This window comes from Natroniella sulfidigena (assembly GCF_023223645.1).
In the GTDB taxonomy this organism is placed as follows: Bacteria; Bacillota; Halanaerobiia; order Halobacteroidales; family Halobacteroidaceae; genus Natroniella; species Natroniella sulfidigena.
Genome location: NZ_JALKBY010000003.1, coordinates 38216 through 60710 on the forward strand (window position 1 = coordinate 38216; position 22495 = coordinate 60710).

18 protein-coding genes are annotated in these 22495 nt (G+C 33.2%); 2 read left to right on the forward strand and 16 right to left on the reverse strand.

Annotated features, from left to right (window positions below; all coding sequences use genetic code 11):
• Window positions 1–35 precede the first annotated feature (35 nt).
• From galU to tnpB, 11 genes are all read right to left on the reverse strand, one after another.
• Window positions 36–938: a UTP--glucose-1-phosphate uridylyltransferase GalU gene (gene galU, locus MWH28_RS02700; protein WP_248617728.1), complete on the reverse strand. Its 903-nt coding sequence runs from the start codon at window positions 936–938 to the stop codon at window positions 36–38.
• Between the two features lie 231 nt (window positions 939–1169).
• Window positions 1170–2288, reverse strand: coding sequence for a non-hydrolyzing UDP-N-acetylglucosamine 2-epimerase (wecB, locus tag MWH28_RS02705; protein ID WP_248617899.1), 1119 nt, complete (start codon window positions 2286–2288; stop codon window positions 1170–1172).
• Between the two features lie 150 nt (window positions 2289–2438).
• Window positions 2439–3788 carry a UDP-glucose dehydrogenase family protein gene (locus MWH28_RS02710; protein ID WP_248617729.1) on the reverse strand — a complete coding sequence of 450 codons (1350 nt, stop codon included), beginning with the start codon at window positions 3786–3788 and terminating at the stop codon, window positions 2439–2441.
• A 661-nt stretch (window positions 3789–4449) separates the two neighbouring features.
• Window positions 4450–6339 carry an SLC13 family permease gene (locus MWH28_RS02715; protein ID WP_248617730.1) on the reverse strand — a complete coding sequence of 630 codons (1890 nt, stop codon included), beginning with the start codon at window positions 6337–6339 and terminating at the stop codon, window positions 4450–4452.
• Between the two features lie 822 nt (window positions 6340–7161).
• Complete coding sequence (locus MWH28_RS02720) at window positions 7162–7776, reverse strand: OmpH/Skp family outer membrane protein (RefSeq protein ID WP_248617731.1); 615 nt, start codon at window positions 7774–7776, stop codon at window positions 7162–7164.
• A gap of 313 nt (window positions 7777–8089) precedes the next feature.
• On the reverse strand, window positions 8090–8923 hold the full coding sequence (locus tag MWH28_RS02725; RefSeq protein ID WP_248617732.1) for a PHP domain-containing protein: 834 nt from the start codon (window positions 8921–8923) through the stop codon (window positions 8090–8092).
• A 431-nt stretch (window positions 8924–9354) separates the two neighbouring features.
• Complete coding sequence (locus MWH28_RS02730; RefSeq protein ID WP_248617733.1) at window positions 9355–10080, reverse strand: cytochrome c biogenesis CcdA family protein; 726 nt, start codon at window positions 10078–10080, stop codon at window positions 9355–9357.
• Between the two features lie 160 nt (window positions 10081–10240).
• Complete coding sequence (locus MWH28_RS02735; protein ID WP_248617735.1) at window positions 10241–13384, reverse strand: SNF2-related protein; 3144 nt, start codon at window positions 13382–13384, stop codon at window positions 10241–10243.
• A 297-nt stretch (window positions 13385–13681) separates the two neighbouring features.
• Window positions 13682–15247, reverse strand: coding sequence for an AAA-like domain-containing protein (locus MWH28_RS02740; RefSeq protein ID WP_248617736.1), 1566 nt, complete (start codon window positions 15245–15247; stop codon window positions 13682–13684).
• A 165-nt stretch (window positions 15248–15412) separates the two neighbouring features.
• Complete coding sequence (locus tag MWH28_RS02745) at window positions 15413–16063, reverse strand: hypothetical protein (protein WP_248617737.1); 651 nt, start codon at window positions 16061–16063, stop codon at window positions 15413–15415.
• Window positions 16064–16286: 223 nt separating this feature from the next.
• Window positions 16287–17399, reverse strand: a complete 1113-nt coding sequence (tnpB, locus tag MWH28_RS02750; RefSeq protein ID WP_248617739.1) for an IS200/IS605 family element RNA-guided endonuclease TnpB — start codon at window positions 17397–17399, stop codon at window positions 16287–16289.
• 92 nt (window positions 17400–17491) lie between these two features.
• Between tnpB and MWH28_RS02755 the strand changes: the two genes are divergently transcribed.
• Window positions 17492–17644, forward strand: a complete 153-nt coding sequence (locus MWH28_RS02755) for a ribbon-helix-helix domain-containing protein (protein ID WP_248617741.1) — start codon at window positions 17492–17494, stop codon at window positions 17642–17644.
• A 78-nt stretch (window positions 17645–17722) separates the two neighbouring features.
• Here MWH28_RS02755 and MWH28_RS02760 read toward each other — a convergent pair whose 3' ends face one another.
• The 5 genes from MWH28_RS02760 to MWH28_RS02780 all read right to left on the reverse strand — a co-directional run bounded on the left by MWH28_RS02760 (window position 17723) and on the right by MWH28_RS02780 (window position 21990).
• Window positions 17723–18505, reverse strand: coding sequence for an ImmA/IrrE family metallo-endopeptidase (locus tag MWH28_RS02760; protein WP_248617743.1), 783 nt, complete (start codon window positions 18503–18505; stop codon window positions 17723–17725).
• 44 nt (window positions 18506–18549) lie between these two features.
• Window positions 18550–18912, reverse strand: coding sequence for a helix-turn-helix domain-containing protein (locus MWH28_RS02765; protein WP_248617744.1), 363 nt, complete (start codon window positions 18910–18912; stop codon window positions 18550–18552).
• A gap of 219 nt (window positions 18913–19131) precedes the next feature.
• Window positions 19132–19572 carry a hypothetical protein gene (locus MWH28_RS02770; RefSeq protein ID WP_248617746.1) on the reverse strand — a complete coding sequence of 147 codons (441 nt, stop codon included), beginning with the start codon at window positions 19570–19572 and terminating at the stop codon, window positions 19132–19134.
• Between the two features lie 20 nt (window positions 19573–19592).
• Entirely contained in the window at window positions 19593–19982 is a 390-nt protein-coding gene (locus MWH28_RS02775) for a DUF6036 family nucleotidyltransferase (protein WP_248617747.1), read from the reverse strand.
• A 445-nt stretch (window positions 19983–20427) separates the two neighbouring features.
• Complete coding sequence (locus MWH28_RS02780) at window positions 20428–21990, reverse strand: AAA-like domain-containing protein (protein WP_248617748.1); 1563 nt, start codon at window positions 21988–21990, stop codon at window positions 20428–20430.
• Window positions 21991–22230: 240 nt separating this feature from the next.
• On the opposite strand from MWH28_RS02780, the gene MWH28_RS02785 reads away from it, so the two are divergent.
• A complete protein-coding gene (locus MWH28_RS02785) occupies window positions 22231–22479 on the forward strand; it encodes a DUF6364 family protein (protein ID WP_248617749.1) in 249 nt (82 codons plus the stop codon).
• Window positions 22480–22495: the final 16 nt, after the last annotated feature.

The window sequence follows — 22495 nt, forward strand, 5'->3', positions numbered from 1 at the left end:
GCGTTAGGATAATTATCCTAACGCTTTTTTATCATCTATTCAGTTACCGCAATCTCCTCTAACATATCTGTATCTCGCTGCAAAAATTCAATCAAATACCTCTTAAAATCATCTCTAATATCATCTCTAGCCAACGCAAATTCAATCGTCGCCTCTAAAAACCCTAGCTTATTACCTATATCATAACGCTTACCACTGAAGGCTTGAGCATACATCTCTTCTTGTTCCATCAGCGTCTGTAAGGCATCAGTCAATTGAATCTCATTACCTTTGCCTGGTGGAGTATTCTCCAAAATCTCAAAGATCTCTGGTGTAATGATATAACGACCTAAAATAGCAATATTTGATGGTGCCTCCTCTAATGACGGCTTTTCAACCAAGTTCTGTATCTTATATAAGCCATCATCATTGTTAGAATAGTCAACAATCCCATACTTATGAACAACTTCATCCTCAACCTCTTGAACACCAATTACAGTTGTCTGTTTTTCAACAAAAGCCTCGATTAACTGTCTAGTGACTGGCTTTTTAGCCCGCACAATATCATCACCTAAAAGAACAGCAAATGGCTCATTACCTACAAAGGTCTTAGCACACAAAATAGCATGACCTAAGCCTCGTGGCTCCTTTTGGCGAACATAATGAACATTGATCAAATTAGAGATATCTTGAACCGTCTCTAACATCTCATGCTTACCTTTCCGCTCTAGTGCTAACTCTAACTCTAAATGCTTATCAAAGTGATCCTCAATTGCTCGCTTATGCCGTCCAGTCACAATGATTAAATCCTCAATGCCAGACATAACAGCTTCTTCTACAATATATTGAATCGTTGGTGTATCAACAATCGGTAACATCTCTTTCGGTTGTGCTTTTGTCGCTGGTAAAAATCGCGTTCCTAATCCCGCTGCTGGAATGACAGCCTTTTTAACTTCCATCTACTTTTAACCTCCTATATTAAAAACCATTTAATATTTAACACTTAATAAAATTGCCTAAAGGCAATTTTAGGCTAAGGCTAAGACTAAGTTTAAGTAAAATCAAAATCTTAATAAAAAGTACTTAAACTCAAACTTAGACTCAAACTCAATCTAAATTACTCTTGCTTTCAAGATAATACTTATGTAGTTATCAGTGAATTATTAAGTTTAAATTTATCCTTGATAAACTTAATTAGCAAATAAATCTAATATCTTCCTGACAATCCGTTGGCTTGCCTGTCCATCACCATAAGGATTTTCGGCTTGAGCCATCTGATCATACTGCTGCTGATCAGTTAATAAGTGATTGATCTGACTAATAATCTGCTCAGAAGTAGTACCGATTAACTTGATTGCCCCTGTCTCAACTGCTTCTTGTCGTTCAGTAACCTCTCGTAAGACCAAAACAGGTTTATTTAAGCTAGGTGCTTCCTCTTGAATCCCTCCCGAATCAGTGACAATTAGATGAGATCTAGCCATTAGATTAACAAACGGCTGATAATCAAGCGGAGAAACCAAATGAATCCGCTCTACCTCTTGTAAGATATCAGCAGCCAACTCTTTGACCTGCGGATTTAAATGAACAGGAAAAACCACTTCCACTTCAGAATTTTGCTCTACTACCTTCCTGACCGCTTTAAAAATATCCGTCATCGGCTGACCAAAATTTTCTCGCCGATGGCAAGTAAATAAGATCACCTGTTTAGAAAAATCAAGTTTCCTTAGATGCGGATTATTGAACTGATAATCAGCATCTACTGTCTCTAATAAAGCATCAATCACTGTATTGCCGGTCACAAAGATCTGCTCCTCAGCTATATTTTCAGCCACTAAGTTGGCCCGATTTTTAGCAGTCGGAGCAAAATGAAGATCAGCTAGTACTCCTGTCAAATGGCGATTGACCTCTTCAGGATACGGGGCATACTTATCATAAGTCCGTAATCCCGCTTCTACATGACCAACCTTAATCTGGTGATAAAAAGCAGCCAAACTAGCTACAAAGGTCGTCGTCGTATCACCATGCACTAAGACTAAATCAGGCTCTTCTTCATTTAAAATCTGACCAAGCTTAGTCAAGATTCTACTCGTTAAAGCTGATAGAGACTGCTCTTTTTTCATCACTGCTAGATCATAATCAGGCTCTAACTCAAATAAGGCCAACACCTGATCTAATAACTGACGATGTTGGCCCGTCACTGTCAGAGTAGATTCTATTCTAGCTTCTCGTTCTAGTCTTTTAATCACCGGGGCCAACTTAATCGCCTCCGGCCTCGTGCCACAAACAGTCATCACCCTAATCTGTTCCATAATCTCTTCCACACACCCTTTTAGAGATAGTATATGGAAGAAAAACAGTTAATATTTAAATTTGAGGTTGAGTTTAAGCTTAAGTTTAAGTCAAGCATTAAAAAGCTTTTAATTTTTTACTCAACCTTAACCTCAGACTTAAACTTAATATTACTCTCCCGTCGCTGCTATCTCTTCAAATGCTAGTAGATCCTCTTTAGTTACTGCAGGTCGCCCAACACTATGATAAATAAAACCTTCTTCTTTCATCTCGGCTGGCTGATAACAGTTACGGCCATCAATCAAGATCGGTTGCTGCAATAAGTTCTTAACCCGTAATAGATCAAGCTCTTGGAACTCATTCCACTCTGTAACTAAAAGTGCTGCATCGCTATCTTTTAAAGCGTCATAAGCATCAGTAGCATACTCAATATCGTCACCAAAGATCTCTTGAGCTTCCTCCATCGCAATTGGATCATAGGCCTTCACTTCAGCCCCTGCTTCTAACAACTGCTTGACTACAGTCCTTGACGGAGCTTCTCGCATATCATCTGTATTCGGTTTGAAAGCTAGTCCCAATAAAGCAATCGTTCTTCCTGCTAAATCAGGTAGTATCTGCTTTAGCTTAGTTACTAAACTTTTCTTTTGTAACTTATTGACCTCAACTACTGAGTTGACAACCTTAAAGTCATAGCCATACTCTTGAGCTGTTTTGACAATTGCCTTCGTATCCTTAGGAAAACAAGCCCCACCAAAACCGACTCCTGCTCGTAAGAACTTATCACTGATTCGATGGTCAGTACCAATACCACGGGCTACTTCTTCAACGTTGGCCCCTGTTAACTCACAAATGTTAGCTATTTCATTGATAAAGCTGATCTTAGTAGCTAAAAAAGCATTAGCAGCATACTTGATTACCTCTGCACTATAGCGATCTGTATGTATAATCGGTGCTCCAAAATCTTGATGTAACTGATCTAAAGTTTCAGCAGCTTGTTGATCATTAGAACCAATCACAATCCGATCTGGCTCCATCGTATCACTGACCGCTGAACCTTCTCGTAAGAATTCAGGACACGAAACAACCGTAAAGTCATGCTCAGTCGTCTTATGCTTTGCAATATACTCCTCTACCCAATCACCTGTTCCCACAGGTACTGTACTTTTATTGATCACAATTTTATCATCATTAAGGTTAGTAGCAATCTTTTGGGCTACAGCTTCAACAGCTGAAAGATCAGCCCCACCATCTTCTGCTGAAGGTGTCCCGACAGCGATAAAGATAATATCACTCTCTTGTACCCCTTGCTCAATAGATGTAGTAAATTTAAGATTACCTTGTTCATGATTTCTTTCAACAATCTCTTTTAAACCTGGTTCATAAATTGGCATTACACCATTTTTTAATCCTTCTATCTTTGCTTCATCAATATCAACACAGATGACTTGATTGCCCAAATCAGCAAAGCAAGCCCCTGAAACTAAACCTACATAACCTGTTCCTACAACCGTTAATTTCATCTATTCACTTCCTCCTTATCAATTACTTAAATTTAATACTTGTCTAGTTAATTATGTTCCCCTCACAGTCTAAAGTTCAAGACTGCTCGTGAGTGGTTGACAATTACTACTCCTTAACCGTCAGTCTCTACACCACTCTACAACTGTTAATTTCATCTATTCACTTCCTCCTTATAATATAGGGACTAGTTACTAGTAATTAGTCCCTAGTTGGAATCTGATAACATATCATATGCGTCAACTTAATACATATTTTTCTAGTTAACTTGCTTTTAATTGATATATAGTTTAAGGCTAAGTCTAAGTTTAAGTTTAAGTAAAATCTAAACCCTTATGCTTTTAACGGTTGGCTTAACCTCAAACTTAAACTAAATTGCAATCTAGTAAAATTTAACTTAAGTTAACACGTCTAACAAAATATCAAAAATTTATTGACTGATCATCCCTCTAATTAAATATTATAACATAAAATCCAATAGTTGTGAAATAATTATCTAACGGGAAATACCTTTTTTCTTATTATATTCTTCTTTTTTTAGAACTTAAACTCCTGCTTATGAAACTGGTAAAATTAACAGCAAATCATCCAAAATAATTATCTCAATTAAAACAAAGTTGCCGCTAGGCAACTTTAGATTTAAAGATATATTCTCTTTTCAGATTAGATCCCCCAAAACAAAGAAATAAAAACAGGAACTACAATAGATAAAAGTAATTGTAATGGAGCTCCTACTAAGATAAAATCACGGAATTTATATCCTCCAGGGCCATAAACCATTAAATTTGTCTGGTAACCTACAGGAGTTAAAAAAGAAGCACTAGCAGCAAATGTTACTGCTAAAATGAAGGCAAATGGATTTGCTCCTAACTGATTAGCTGCTCCTACTGCTACAGGAATCATTAAGACTACACTGGCATTATTACTAATAACACTAGTTAATATTGCAGTAAATAAATAAAAGACCCCTAGAATTATGACCAAAGGAAAGGACCCTGTAAGTTTTATTAATTGTGAAGCCATATACTGAGCTGTTCCAGTCTCTTCAATAGCTACCCCTAGAGGAATCAATCCTGATAATAAAAAGATGACTTCCCAATCTATTATGTCATAAACTTCGTTAGAATTTACAGTATTAGTTAACACCATAGCTATTACTCCACCTAAAGCAGCGATTGAAATCGGCATTATATTCAATGCCGCCAGGCCAATTACAGCTCCTACAACCCCTAAAGAAGTGGCTATTTTAGTAGGCTGATACTCAAAGGTTTTCAATTCTACTTCTCCAACAATGAAATTATCATTATTCTTTAATCGCTCCAATGTTTTTTCAGTAACCAACAAAAGCAATACATCACCAGGTGAAAAAGTAAATTCCTTTAAATTTCTATGCTCTAGCCCTTCTCCATGCCTAATTCCAATTAAGCTAGCATCATAACGTTCAAGAAAATTAACCTCTTTAACATTTTGATCTGCTAAAAAAGAATGATCTGGTATAACAACTTCTATAACTTCTTGTCCTTTATCTAGAGATTCCAATTCTTGTTGAGTGATTTGAAAATCTGATAAGATCTTTATACCTTTTTCCTTGATAAAATCCAGTAAAGTCTCCTTATCAGCTCTAATAATCAAGCGGTCACCATTACGAATTGTCTTGATCTCTAATGGCTTCATAAATTCTTCTCCATCACGAATCAGGCGTAAAATATCTAAATCCTTCTCTATATGCTTTGCAAGTTCTCCTATATTTTGACCAAGCAATGAAGAGTCCTCTTTAATTTCAACTTTAGTCAAAAAATCTTTCATCTCATATTCTTTAACTAAATCATTCTCATAGGTAATTCGGGTTGGAATCAAATGATAACCTATTGTAATTAAATAAAATAATCCTACTATAAATACTACTATTCCTAATTTAGTAAATTCAAACATACTAAAAGGGTGCCCAATCAACCGAGCAGATATATCACTGGCCAAAATATTAGTCGAAGTCCCCAACAGAGTCATAGTACCTCCAAACATAGATGCATAAGACAGAGGGATTAACAGCTTTGATGGTGATACCTTAGTTCTACGAGCAAGATTGGTTACCATAGGAATAAAAGCAGCTACTACAGGAGTATTGTTAATAGCACTAGCAACAACCCCAGTCAAAATAGAGATTACCCCTACTTGTGCTCTTTCATTACCTTTAGTAACCTTTTCTATTTTACTACCGAGAAGTTGTACAGCACCACTATTTTGAATACCTTTACTCAAGACAAACATAGCCATGACAGCAATTGTAGCATTATTACTAAACCCTGATAGAGCTTGCTCAGTAGAAATCTTAGTCCATGGGCTTAAAACCACAAGAATTACCGGGACTGATAAAGCTATCATGCCAATTGGCAGTGGTTCCCAAATAAATAAAATTAAAATTAACATTATTAATGACATAACTATAGCTATATTAATATCAAAAGTTACTGTAGAGACTAGTTCTTCTTGATAATCTGCCGCATTAACTATAGTAGACTGACTAACAAAAGATATAACTAAAACTATTAACAAGATAAAGATTAATTTAAAACTAAAATTAAAAAATTTACTCTTATAACCAAACAGATTAACCCCCTCCTTACAAAGACTTTAGTGCTCTCAATTAAATTCAACTCACTTTTAATTATTATTATCAAAATTATTTTATTATGTAAAATTCGATTAATCCCTACTAAAACTATATGTTTTTACTACTTTAGGTTTGTTTTGATTATAACAAACTATTATCCAGATTACAAATTATTAATAAATAGATTACTTACAATTAATTGATATATAGCTTAAGTTTTAAAATTAAAAAATTACAATTTAAACCTTAAAATCAAAACCATTTTACGGAAAAGTTAAAAACCAAACTTTATTCCGTGCTACCTTTTTTCTTGATAAAAAAGTAGCCAAAAAATCAATAAGAATTTGAATTTTTGCAATCACCAAAATCTAATCATTCTCATTTGAAGTATTAAAATTACATATAAACTCCTCCACTTCCACCGCAATCGCATAAATTCTTCGGGTAAATCAAAACATTACAATCTAAAAACTTAACATGAGGGGTGTTTCGCAGTGACATTTAGATTTTTTCGTCTAGCTTCTTGATGAGTCGAGAAATGAATAAGAGTATGAATTAGCTAATTTCCCCATTTTAAATTAGCTTGCTCTTATTTATTCGCAGACGAATCTTAGAAGCTTAGAAAAAATCTTTCCAAACAAGAAATACCCCTCATGTTTCACATCATAACTGACACAATATTGTAATTAAGCTATAATTTATAACCACAAACAAAAAACACCCCTCTATCTTGCGATAGAAGGATGTCTTCTAGGAGGTTGAGCTTAGTTTTGCAAATAATCTATGATTTTTTCAGTAATATCCTGAGTTCCTGCAACGACCCCTTGATCAGTGATAATTATCTCTAATCCTAACTCTTCTCTAACTTCAGTTAAGATAGGGTCGATAACTTCCTCTAATTGCTCTTCTTGCTCTTGTTGTAAAGCAAAAATTTCTTGTTGAACCTCTTGTTGTAACTGCTGTGCTTTTTCTTGCTCATCTTCACCTAATTCTGATACCTGTTGATAAAATTCTTCTTCTAAGGCTTCTACTTCTGCTTGTAACTCCATCTCCATCTCTTCTACTTCTGGATGGGATTGATAAACTCTAGCCAAATCTACATAACCGATCATTCCCAATTCACCTGTTGGTTCAAAACTTGACTCATCATCATCTACTTTTTCCTCTTGCTCTATCACTTCAATCTCTTCCTCAAAATCCTCATCTTCAAAATCTTCATCTTCGAAATTTTCTTCTTCAATTACTTCCTCTTCTACAACTTCATTTTGCAAGTCTTCTTCACTCAAATCAACATCTTCGCCATCTTTACAACCTACTACAACCAATCCAACGACAATAACTAGTACGACTAGAAGAGTCTTCTTGTTAAATTTGATCATTAATTAATTCCCCTCTCAGTTAGATTCAATCCTACTTATTTCAATTCACAATTCAAAAAATCAAAACTGGCTGTGAATTGCTTTCAGCTCTTGATTTGTCAACTATTCATTATTCACTATTAACTATTCACTGTCTTTTCTAACTCTTCTTTGATAATAGTTTAAATTACAATTATGATGATTTTGTGAGAAGGGATTGATATTAAGTTTAAGGTTAACTTCAATTGATAATTGATAGTTTAAAATTGATAGTTTAAACCTTTTAATTCTCTTGATTTTAAGGACTTGATCTTTAATTGTCAATTATCAATTATCAACTATCAACTGATTTAATTGCTCGCTGTAAGGAAGCCAATAGCTCAGTCGATATATCCAAAGTTCCTAATAATAACTTGTCATTCTCGTTTGACCCGTGACAGTCAGAACCACCGGTAATGATTAACTCCTCCTTACTGGCTAAGCGAAGATAATAACTGAGTTGTTCTGGACTATGCTGAGGATAATAAGCTTCTATCCCTGCTAAATCTGGCAGTTGCACTAGCTCTTCTACAATCTCGACCTCAGAAATGATCCCTGGATGGGCCAACACCGCCACCCCACCTGCTGTAGTAATCAGCTCAATTGCCTCCTTTGGTAGAAGTTGATACTTATCTACATAAGCTGGCCCGCCATCTGCTAAGTATTTATCAAAAGCTTCTTGTTTGCTAGCTACATGACCTTCATCAGCTAGTAGTTGGGCCAAATGTGGACGACCGACCCCTTCTTCCCCAGCTAACTGTTGAAGTTGCTCGTAATCAACTTCAATTCCTAGATTAGCAAGCTTGTTGATCATCTCTTTGGCCCGTCCTTTACGGGCTGTCTGTAACTTCTCTAAGATCTCTAATAATGCTTCATCCTCCCAGTCAATATAATAGCCTAGGATATCGACCCGCTCACCTTTGTAATAGGTTGTCAACTCTATCCCTGGGACTACCTCTACTCCTAGCTTCTCCCCTTCCTCTAAAGCCTCAGTTATTCCACTGATGCTATCATGATCAGTGATCGCAATTGCTGCTAGATTCCTTTCTTTAGCTGCTGCAACCAACTCTTTCGGAGTTAAGTTTCCATCTGATGATGTCGTATGTAGGTGTAAATCTATTTTTTTCATTTTTTTACTCCCCTCGTGAAAACATTTAAATTTAATAATTAATATAAATTTTCACTTTCAAAATTAAGATCTTAAACCAATAAACTTCAAAATCAGTTTCGAGAGGGCTAAAAACCAGCCCTTCCTCGACTAAATTTTTTTACTGCAAAAAAATTCAGAAAAAAAACTCAAAACCAGAGGAAAATTAAACTCGCTACCCAAGCTAACTCTTTACTTAAAATTAATTCTATTACCTAATATTTAAAAATTTAATTGCTGTTCAGTAAATTAAGTGCAGAATCTATGCTTAGCTCAAACAGAAATTTTCCTAAAACCTAATTAGTACCCTAAATTTAAAATAAACCTATAAATATAATGCTTTTAAGAAATCTTAAGCTTTTTAGGTTTTGATCTTTAACTATCCACTATCAATTATCAACTATAAACTGAACTTATCCAGCGTTAAAAATAAATTTAATCAGATCACGAAATAACCTTTCCATGATAACTATTCGATTGGTAACTAACAAAAGCCCAACAATTAATAAAACTCCCCCAAAGATGACTTGAAAGAATCTAGTATATCTTTTAGCTCCTGCCATTAATCCTACTGCTTTCTCAAAAGAGATCGCCATTAAAAAATAAGGAATCGCCAAACCAATAGAAAAGAAGAACATAATCAATAGATTATTCACTTCTGTAGTTCCTGTAATTACAAAGATCGAAGATAAGGTTGGGCCAACAAGATGAGATGCTATCAGTGCAAAGAAAATACCAGTGATGAAGACAGTTAGATACTCATATCTTTTCGAGACACTGACAATACTAACTCTACTGCTGAGATTATGTAGCTTAGAACTTGGTAGAACTCCTAAGAGTTTGGCCCCTATGAAGATGATAAAAATTCCAGCTACTAAATTAAATAACCTCATCTGATCCATCAATAGATGCCCTAAGCTATCGATTAAGCCTCCGATCGAGACAAAGACCAAGGTAAATGCTAGTACAAAGATAGAAGTATTGACTAGTAGCTCTCTTCTTTCAAAACTAGCTGCTTCCATATTCTCGACAGAAAAGCCTGAGATCATACTGAAATAAGCTGTCATCATCGGGATGATACAGGGTGCTAAAAACGAAAGAAAGCCGATCATAAGTGCTATTAAGTAAATACCTTCCAATAATCTCCCTCCTTTTGATACCCTCTAGAGGTATGTTATTGTAAGGTATATTACTTTTTAAGCTAAATTATGATTTAAAATTGAGGCTAAGTTTAAGTCAAGTAAAATCTAAGCCCTTATGCTTTTAACAATTGACTTAGCCTTAAACTCAAACTTGAAGTTAATTATACTCCAATAAATCTTGAATATCCTCCCAACTAATACTCTGAATTGGACTACTATTCTTCTCGATTATACTCTCAAAGATATCCTGCTTTCTTTGTTGTAACTTCAACATCTTCTCTTCGACCGTTCCAGTTGTGATCAATTTATAGACAGTTACCTGCTTAGTTTGACCAATCCTGTGGGTTCGATCGGTAGCCTGTCGTTCGACCATCGGATTCCACCAGGGATCAACATGAATTACGATATTAGCAGAGGTTAAATTCAAACCGGTTCCTCCTGCCTTTAAGCTGATTAAAAAGACCTTTAACTGATCATCTGCATTAAACTTCTCAACCCGTTCCATTCTATTTCTAGTACTACCATCCAAATAGGTGAAAGGTATTTCTTGCTTCTCAAATCCCTGCCTGATTATCTTAAGCATCTTCACAAACTGACTAAAGACAACTATCTTATGCCCTCCAGCAATAGCAGCTTGGACTATTTCTAATAAGGCGTCTAACTTAGCAGAACTTAATTGCTGCTCACTCTCTTCTAAAATCAAGCTAGGATGATTACAGATCTGGCGTAACTTGGTCAAAGCAGCTAAAATATTAATCCGTGACCGATTAAATCCCCGCTCTTCAATCTGGGCTGTTAAATCAGTCTTGACCTGCTCTAAGATCATCCGATAGCTATCCTCTTGCACCTTAGTCATCTCGACTGGATGGATATTGATCAACTTATCTGGCAGATCAGCTAAGACCTCTTCTTTTCTTCGTCTTAAGATAAAAGGAGCAATCCTCTTCTTCAATTCTACAAGCTTTGTCTCATCTTGATCCTTAGTAATTGGATTTAAATACTTCTTTCTAAATTGACTATAACTATTTAAATAGCCTGGCATGATAAAATCAAAGATAGACCATAGCTCTTCTAAGGAATTTTCTAAAGGAGTTCCTGTCAGAGCCAACCTATACTCTGCTGTAATCTCTTTGACACCTTTGGCCCGCTTGGTAGTTCTATTTTTGATATAGTGTGCCTCATCTAAGATAACATGAGAAAATTTAAAATCCCCTAACTCTAAATAATCACGACTGATGATCGAATAAGAGGTAATTATTAACTGATACTTACTAAAATCTTGTCGCATCTCTGCCCGCTCTTGCGGAGTACCATAATAGACTAAGTAATCAAAATCTGAAAAGAACTTATCAACCTCAACTCCCCAATTATAGATCAAGGTTCGCGGACAGATAATTAAAGCAGGTTGGTTATGCCCCATACTCTTAAGCAAGGTCAGAGTCTGTAAGGTCTTACCTAAGCCCATATCATCTGCTAAAATCCCACCGAAATGATATTTAGCTAAGAATTTCAACCAATAATAGCCTTGCTTTTGATAATCTCTTAAGATATCTTCAACCTCCGTAGGAAGTTCTACCTCCTGGACTAAATTATCCTGGGTAATATCCCGATCCAACTGATCATAGACCTGATTACCTGTAAAACTAATCCCTGCTTCTTGAACTAGATTACGATAATATAAGAGTTGATAATAACTACTCCGATAGCTACCATCTTCTTGCTTGTCGGCTTGAGCAATCATCTGCTCGACCTGTTGTTGGTTATCTTCTTCGATCAGATAATACTTATTATCAAGCTGTAGATAACCCTCACCTTGTTGATTATACTTCAATAATTCTTCTAACTCTGCTTTAGTATAGCTTTCTGCCCCGATATTATATGTAATCTTAAACTCAAACCAATTAATATTATCATCATCTTCAACAAATTCAATTACTGGTTCGAGCTGACAAGGGACTACCTCTAACTCTTCAAAGTCAGGAGTAGTCTCTACCTCCCATTCTGCTGATAAGTCAGCTAAATCCTCAGTAATAAACCTTTGCTGATCAGTCTCATCCTTAATACTGAAACAATCAGGCTGGAGATGAAACTCATAATCCTCTAGAAAGTTCAAAAACTGCTTAACCTTTGCTGTATTCCACGCCGACCATACTTTAGGGTCTTGTTCATCTTGTTGATAATGCTTCGCATCATAATCAAACCCTACAATCTCAGTATTGTGATAAATTTGCTGGTCAATCTTGACCTCTGATTGGCAGATGATAGTCTGTTCTTGATAATCAAACTTCAATCTTATCTGTGGCTCTTTTTCAATCAATTGATAACCCTCTAAGTTTTGAGCAACTTCTAAATTTAAATTCTGCTGCAATGAAGGCAAGACCTCAAAGATAAACTCCCCTTGCTTCTTTTCAGGGATCGGTATCTGCGTAGGTGCATTCCTAATAGTTTCCATCTCCACAGGATGTACCTTAGCCTCTTGAACCGTCCAAGTAATTCCATTACCTTGATAAGTTTGATAATTACTATCTTTAATCTTGATTTTGACTTTGCTTAGATCACCAGTCATGATTAACTTAGGATATAGTAATTGCCCTACCTCAGCTAGTTGATCACTTTCTGCTAAATAGACTTGACTATCTTCTATCAAGCCTAATAAGAAATTGAAGTTAGCCTCATCTTTAGAAAAAAGAAGTGCTCCCTCAGTCTGACTACCTTTTGTTTCAACTTGAGCTAGATAATTAATCTGAGCTAAATCTTTGCTTGTTAATCTATCTTTAAAAGAGTCTAAGCCTGAATAATAAGAATCTTGAATATAAGCGATAATCCTTTCTAGTTCATCTACTTCTAATTCTTCAGACTGTAAAACCAGCTTGAAATTAACCATTGAACTGGTCATTAAGCCTTTGATTACAAATTGCAAAGACGCTGTCTCTTTAGTTCTGACCTGCTGACTCAACCCTACTAATTTATTATAATTAACCTCTGTTAAGCGATTAAAATTGAGTGTAGGATAATCCTCTTCTAAAAATTTATACAAGACTGCTATTTCGTGCTTACAGATTGGCCCCCAATCATAGGGACAATTACATTGGCCCTCCGGATAAACCTTCTTATTTTTCAAGTTAATCTCTATTTTGACCTGATAGAGTTTAGTACCTGATACTTCTGCTTTGATTTCTAATTGCTGATCATTTATAATTTGATAATCATAATCGACAACCCTACCGGTTTGATAATAGTTTCTTCCTCTGTTATAGATTTTAGTTGAAACATTTCTTCTAAGCTGCTTCAGTACTGACATCCATTACACCCTTTCTTTTAAAGCTCATTAAGATCATTATATCTTATTTCAGGGTTTCTTAAAAGAAAAATTAGATACAAAAAGTTGCCGTTAGGCAACTTTAGGTTTAGGTTGAATTTAAGTGAAATTTAAAGATCAAACTTCAAAAGCAATTTCGAGCGGGCCAAAGACCAGCCCTTTCTCGACTAACCTTTTTTTAATTGTAAATTGTACATTGTCAATTGTTAATTATCTTAATTTCTCCCACCACTCTCTATGCTCTAAATACCAACCTATCATCTATATAGCTAATCAACTTTAAACCCAAACTGCAAATATATCTTTATCATTCTTTGTTACCTCTTCTTCTTTATATTCCTTATTCTGGTTAAAATTAAAGCTGACTAGATAACCTTGCTCTAGATTCTGCTGATCAAGATAATCTGCTAATTGTTCCAAACCCTCCTGATGATACTTCTCTCCTCGCCAAATCTTTAGTTCTACAATATATTTCTTATCTAAATAAGTAACCACTACATCCAGCCGCTTCTCCTGAGAGATTTGAACTTCTTTAAAGTCAAAGCCTTGTCCGTTAATGATCGGTTTGATAAAAGCCAAAAAGATAAGTCTCCCATTTCTTTCTAGAAATTCTTGATCTTTATCACTATACTGCTCTTTAATGAACAACTGGAACTTCCTTAATATCTTCCTAAAGTCTAAATAGCCATCTGCTTTAATAAAGTTCTCTCTAAAATTATAGACTGTCATATCTAAATCTGTCTCAATCTTTGAGCTTAGATAATTATAAATAGCCTGCTCATAGATTCTATTATGAACCTTTACTCTCCCGTTATCATTCTTTAAAATTCCATATAATTCTCCCAACTCTATAAGTGGATTATGCCGATTATAACTTAGCTTCTTACCTTCCATTATTAGTTCATAGACAAGTTGATATAAGTCTTGATTATTTTCTAAATTCTTGATCAAACTTTCAAAATTAACACTCTTATCCTCTAATATCAGCTTCACTGCTGCTTCTAAATCTTTTAAGTCCCAGCTTTTATTCTCTTTTTGAGGTAGTATCTTTTCATCTATTATCTTAGCTATTTTACTAACTAAATAAGGATGGCCTGAAGTATAATAATGAATCTTTTTAGCTATTTTCTCTACATTTAATTTAATATTTTTATCTTTTCTATAATCCTTAAGCATTGTAGCTATTTCTTTTGGATTAAAACTTAAATCTATATCAAAATCTACTGCTATATTCCAAGGACTATTATACTTTTTCTCATCATCTGCTCTTAACTTTACCTTAAGGTTCTTAACATCATGGACTCCTGCTAAGATTACACTATGGAAAGTATAATCTTCTCCTTCAATACTAGCAAGATATTTACTTCTTAACATTCCTAGAAAATCCAAAAACAATTGATTATTGCTACTTTTATCTACTTCATCTATCATTAATACTATTCTTCTTTTCTCTTCTTTAGTTAATTCAGTTATTACTCTTGCTAATTTTCTCATATTTGTAGCTGTAGCTAAATTATTTTCTATAATATTAATTAGTTTTTCTTCATTTTTAAGCTCTAATTTATCTTTTAAGATTAATAAAAATTCCTCTATAAATACCTTCTGTTCTTTATATATTTCCTTATCAAAACCTTCAAAACTAATCCTTAACACTAAATAATCTTCTTTGCTTAATTTATTAGATAATAGATATAGTGCAGTTGTTTTTCCATATTGTCTTGGTTTATTAATAGTAAAGTAATTCCCTTTATCTACCAACTTCTTCATCTGATCTAATTTATTCTTTATATCAACCATATAATGTTTAGCTGGAATACAGGTTCCTGTTATATTAAATTCTTTCATTTTTTCACCCCTTTTATTATTATTATACCCTAATTTTAGGAAGGATAAAAGAGGGGAGTGGCTTTTACTCAGCCTCAACCTTAGACTTGGACTTAGTCCTTTTTTGCTTCCTTCAGACAAAATTTCTTCGAATACCAAACCTTTAAATTCAGTAAGAACTTAAAACTATTTTAAGATGAAATCTCCTGTTATAAGCCTTTTTAATCTACCAGCATACAACTTTTCTATTATAATGTTATTCTCCAATTTAATCATATTTCTTTTCTGATCGTATACTTTAGTCTTTGTAAATGAAAATTTCTTAATATATTCCAATGCATTAACTTTAGCTAAACCATTTTCCTTTAACAGATCAAAAGATCCTAAAACACTAAGTCCAGTAATCTTATCATCGTAAATTGTCTTTCCGAAAGTCAAGACTATAGCTCTTCGTGCTCTACGATCATCAGATAAGAAATAATTAATCTGTTTATTTGCAATATCTCTTAACAGTATAATCATATGTAAAGTTTTAATTTCACCGATATCTTTTAGTTGATTATCGATAATCTCTACAGCATTAAGAAGTTCTTCATTAGAATTTGAATCCCTAAGCTCATCATAATACTGCTCATAATAATCTACTCCAAAAACTTCACAAACCTCTTCTAAAGTCGCAAGAAAATATTCTCTTATTTCTATTTTAGTTAATAACTCTTCATCATTTACTAAAATTATCTGTTGTTTTTCAATTAAATCATTTAATCTAACCACTACTTCATCTGGCCACTTAACTTCTTGATAAACTCTACTATGGAGATAACATTTATCAAACAATGAGATTACTTCTTCTAATAAGTTGGAATTATTAAAACTCATCTTGATAATTGCATCAGTATCTAAACATAGTACTTTATTCTCCTTGACCCTCCTCGAGGCAAGCCACCGAGGATTCTTAGGCTGAGAGTGTAACCACTACTCATATATAGCAAGTTTAAAATTCAAAACCTGCTATGTAAACTCCTAAGCGTAATTTCCTGTTAGCCCGACAGTACATATCCTAAGTGCTATTTGCCTTTATTTTTAGTCCTTCGTTTAAAATATTCAAACTTGCGTTAATGTCCCTATCGTGTACTTCTTTACATTCGGGACATTTCCACTTTCTAACATTTAAATTTTTAACCTTTTCATTCTTATAGCCACAGTTGCTACATAATTGACTACTTGCAAAGAAAGTATCTATTTTAACTAAATCCCTTCCATACCATTTAGCTTTATAAGTTAGTAATTCAATAAACTTGCTCCAAGATACATCTGATATTGATTTAGCTAATTTAGAGTTTTTAAGCATATTCTTTACTTTTAAAGTTTCAACTACTATGAATTGGTTTTCTTCAATTAACTTAGTTGAAACCTTGTGTAAGAAATCTAATCTAATATTAGCTACTTTTTCATAAACCTTACCTAATTTCTTTTTAGCTTTATACCAATTATTAGAACCTTTTTCTTTTCTAGCTAGACTTCTGTTTAATCTAGCAATCTTTCTCTCGTATTTCTTTAATACCCTAGGATTAGCTATTTTCTCACCATCTGACATAATAGCAAACTCTTTTAATCCCAAGTCTATTCCTATTTGCTTATCTACTTTAGGCAACTCTTCAACTTCTTCTTTAACTGCTATTGAGATAAAATATTTATCTGTATTAGATTTAGTTACTGTAACATTTAATATCTTACCTTTGACCTTTTTAGACTTTCTAAACTTAATCCAGCCCAATTTAGGCAATTTAATTTTGTTATCTTTTATTTCAATATTTGTATTTCCACTTTTTCTAGTAAATTTATTAGTACGATAAGAGTTTTTTCTGTTTTTCTTGGATTTAAACTTAGGAAAATCGTATTTTCCATTAAAATAGTTTTGGAATGCTCGGTCTAAGTCTTTAAGTGCATTTTGTAAAGCGAATTTATCTGGCTCTTTTAACCATTCTAGCTCTTTCTTTAGTTTAGTTAATTGCTTAGAATATTTAGTATAAGCTAAGTATTCATTTTCTTTAGCTTTATCTAAGAAATGATTGTAAACAAATCTCGCACAACCTACTGATTTATTAATTAATATCCTTTGGTCTTTATTAGGACATAATCTAAACCTGTATGCCTTTTCTCTAACTGTCATATTTTCACCTCCTACTTAACATTATAGCATAAACTTAAATAAGTTGCAATATTAATGTTTAAGTGTTATAATTAATTTAGGAGGTGCTTATTATGTCAGATTTAACCACTAGAAAGAGAATTACTACTACTTTAGATAAAGATTTAATTGATAAATTAGATAATCTTTCTAAAGAAACCAGAATACCTAAATCTAAATTATTTGACGAGGCTATTAAAGATTTACTTGAAAAGCATAAAAAATAAAGTCAAGACCGTCCACTCTTACCACAGGGCATTATCAAGGGAATACGATAAATCCGCCACAGTGGTTTGCGAGTGGACTTAACTTCCATCACTATCACCAATAAGGCTTAAATCCTTCTCTATCTTTTGCTTAGGTAACAATTCTGCTAAATCATTGTCAATAATTAATGATTTAAGATTGCTATACTTAACTTCTTTCATTCTCTTTTGCCATCTTTGTCCAATTTGATGTTTATTAATCTGATATAAAACCCCTTCTTGAGGGTTTCTGTCAGGAATAGAAAGCCACTTTTTAACCTCTTTTAGCTCTAATAACTCAACCTCATAGAGTCTTAAAATAATCGTTTTATAAGGAACTGCAAAGGTATCCATCAGTTTAATAATCTTTAATAAATCTAGATCTTTTTCGGTTCTAACCTTTAATAATTTTAACTCTTCTAATAAAGATAACTCAGGTACTAATATCAAAGCAGCAAATAAATTGGCTTTACTCTCTTCTAAATTAAGCTCTTTATTCTCTTCTACAACTCGCCGATGTAATAACTCCTCTTTATCCTTATTATGTAAGTGATATAATTCATGGGCAGCAGTAAAGATCTGTTTTTCGTATGGTAAATAAGTATTAATATAAATAAAAAACTGACCTCTATGTTCACAAATAAAACCACAGAGGTCATCATCATTAATAGGAAATCTTAACAGATCAACTTCTTCTTTCTCTTCAATGATCCTAAAAATATTATCCTTTAAGACCTTATTACTAGCCCCTGCAAATTGATCTAATAAATATACCGCTTCCTTTTTAACCTCTTGGTATAATTGGGGTTGAACTTTCTTAATAGTCTGATTTAGTAGCTCCAATATTTAAGCTCCTTTCTTCTCTAACTAAAAATATTCTTAGTAGCTTATACAAATAAATCTTGATGGCTATCTTTTAAATCACGATGAAAGATAATTAAATCCATGATTTCCTTAGCATGTTCTAGTCCTTCTTTAGCTTCTTTAGAGTTTACTTCACCCATGAAAGCAATAATAGGATCAGTCTTTTCTTCTTCCATAGGTTTTTCAGTCAGTTCTTGTAGCTCAACATTTAAAATCTCAGCAATGCTTTTAAGCTCTTCAATCGTTATTTTCTTTCTACCATGAACAATTTTATTGACCATTTGGCGTGAAGTAGCTAATTTTTCTGCTAAGTCAGTCTGAGTCCAGTTAAGTTCATCTAATTTCTGTTGGATTCTAGTTCCTACTAATTGGTTAAAAGAACTCATCTGTAATCCTCCTTTCTTTAGTTTTATTATACCACTCCCAATGGTTTCTAGCAATGATATATTTACATTAATATTATATGCACATTTCTTGTGAATGATACATTTACAATATTAGAAAAATAAAAAGAGTAGATCAGCAATAAATCGACCTACTCCTAATTTAAATATTCTTTTAATTTTTTATCTCTTCGATCTCAAATAACCAATAATCCCTTGTTTTTAACTGACAAACTCTAAATTAGATAAGTTTAATTCTACATTCCCTACCTCTTCTTTCAATTGCTCAAATTTATCCTTTCGAGTAAAATCACACAAAAACTTAAAGTAACCTTCTAATAAATCATTATCAAAAACAGGTTCAATATAAGAAGTACTGAAATATTTAGCTAGTAAAGAGTTAGCTACTTCCTTGATTTCAGAAGAACCATATACTTTGTGATTTTGAATTTCAGTTAAAACATATTTGGCTATACCTAAATATCTTCGACCTAGCTTAGAAGAAAGAAAATAATTAAAAGTTTCTTTATCTCTCAAACCGTAAAAAATAGCAAGCTTTTTTACTCTATAATTTTCCTTGCTTTCTTCCAATAAATTATCAGTTTCAACTAATTTCCTTTTGTAATCATCAAGAAATTTCACAAATTCTTGTTGGTTAAACATTATATTTCAGCCTCCTTTCTCTAAAAATATTGATTTTTAAAGGCTTCCCACTGACTTTGTATTCTTCCTTGACCTATTTGAAAACTTATAGTTTCCCTCATTAGTTTATCCAATTTATTTTTATTTATACTCTCCAATATCCCTGATTGTGCAACATCTTCAAAATCCCTTGAACGACCTCTTCCTATCTTGGTTATAATTAGATCATAATCTCCTAAAATAAAAATATCAAGAAATTTAAAATCATAATCTATAACAAGTTTTTCCAACCTCTCTTCATAATCAGGATGCAACATTATTACGCCATTACAATCATCATTTATCCCAAACAAATCAAATTTAAAATTACTTAAATAATTTCTTAATTCCCTATCCATTTTTAAGGTGTCAATATCTTGTGTCACGTTCATGTCGCAAGGATGCCACCCGATTTATCTGAATGTGAACTTTTTCCTGAATCTCTTGAATTTTGATTCCAGTTTTTTATCTAAAACTACTAATCTTTCTATAATTTTTATTTTATCAGCAAATAAATCTTCTACAAAATACACTCCTTATCTTAATGTGCTTTGATTATATCATATTTTACATAAAATTGAAATATTAAAATCAAAACAACTATTACGGAAAGACTAATAAGCCTTCTTCCGTATTACTTTTTCCTTATATCCCTTGTTTCTCTTCTAGCAAACTTCAAAAGCAATTTCGAGCGGGCCAAAGACCAGCCCTTTCTCGACTAACCTTTTTTTAATTGTAAATTGTACATTCCGTCAATTGTTCATTAGCTTAATTTCTCCCACCACTCTCTATGCTCTAAGTACCAATCTATAGTCTCCTCTACATAGCTAATCAACTTTAAACCCAAACTGCAAATATATCTTTCCCATTCTTTGTTATCTCTTCTTCTTTGTACTCCTTATTTTGATTAAAATTAAAACTGACTAGATAACCTTGCTCTAGACTCTGTTGGTCAAGATAATCTGCTAGTTGTTCCAAACCTTTCTGGTGATACTTCTCACCTCGCCAGATCTTCAACTCTACAACATATTTTTCATCTAAATAAGTAATCACTACATCCAGCCGCTTCTCCTGAGATATCTGAACCTCTTTAAAATCAAATCCTTGTCCGTTGATGATCGGTTTAATAAAAGCCAAAAATATAAGTCGCCCGTTTCTTTCTAGGAACTCTTGATCCTTGTCACTATACTGCTCCTTAATGAACAACTGAAACTTCCTTAATATCTTCTTAAAATCTAGGTAGCCATCTGTTTTAATAAAGTTTTCTCTAAAGTTATAACCTTTCATATCTAAAGTTGTTTCTAACTTAGAACTCATATAATTATAGATTCTTTGCTCATAAACCCTGTTATGAACCTTTAATCTTCCGTTCTTCTTAGCAAATACCCCATATAACTCTCCTAAATTAATAATTGGATTATCTGGATTATAACTTAAATTCTGACCTTCCATTATTAGTTCATAGACAAGTTGATATAACTCCTGATTATTCTCTAAATTCTTGATCAAGCTTTCAAAATTAACGCTACCCTTGTTTAATATTATCTTTACTGCTTCTTCTATATCTTTTAAATCCCAGCTTTTATTCTCTTTTTGAGGAAGTATCTTTTCATCTATCACCTTAGCTAATTTACTAACCAAATAAGGATGACCAGATGTATAGTAATGAATCTTTTTAGCTACCTCCATTACATCTACTTCAACTTCTCTTTCTTCTTTATATTCTTTTAACATTGTAGCTATCTCATTAGGATTAAAGCTTAAATCTACATCAAAATCTACCGCTATATTCCAAGGGCTATTATACTTTCTTTCATCATTTGGTCTTAGCTTTAATTTAAGATTCTTGACATCATGTACCCCTACTAAAATTACACTATGAAATGTCTTATCCTCTTCTCTTTGAGCCAGTAAATATTTACTTCTTAACATTCCTAAAAAATCTAAAAATAATTGATTATTACTACTTTTATCTACTTCATCTATAATCAATACTAGTTCTTTGTTACTTGTTAATATTAAATCAGTTAGTAAATAGCCAAGTTCATCTATATTCTCTATTTCAGCATCTTCTAATACCTTTATCAAGTCAGTCTCATTTCTCAACTTTAAATTTCTTTTAATCTCTCTCAAAAAGCTTTTTATAAAACTCTCTTCGGCACTAAAGACCTTGCTACTCATACCTTCAAAACTTATACTGATTACTAGATAATCCTTCCTTTTAGCTAATCTTTTGCTAAGTAAAAAGATTGTTGTAGTCTTTCCATACTGTCGTGGTCTATTAATCGTAAAATACTTTCCTTTTTCTACTAGGCTCTCTATCTGATCTAATTTATTCTTTATATCAACCATGTAATGCCTCTCTGGAATACAGGTTCCTGTTACATTAAACTCTTTCATTCTTTCACCCCTTTCGTTATTATTATATCCTAATTTTAGGAAGGATAAAAGAGGGAAGTGGTTTTTACTCAGCCTCAACCTTAGACTTGGACTTAGTCCTTTTTACTTCGTTCAGACAAAATTTCTTCGAATAAGAAACCTTTAAAAATAAAAAAATAGAGTAACAATAAAATACTTAGTAGCAAGATATTGAAAATTAATACGTATTCCGGTATAATTATATACGTAAGGAGGGATAGAATGAAGGATAAATTAACTTTAAGTATTGAAAAGGATGTAATTGAATTTGCTCATAAGCTTTCTGAGGAGACAGGTCAATCTATCTCCAGCATAGTGGAAAAGCATTTAATGGATTTAAAGGAAACACGAGAAGAAGATTATCAGGTTAGCAGCAAAGTAAAGAATCTTACTGGTTTTTTTGCAAGAGAAGATTTTCCAGAAGATAAGCAGGAAATGAGGAAGATATTCCATGAAAAAAGTAGTGATTGATATCAATTTGACATAC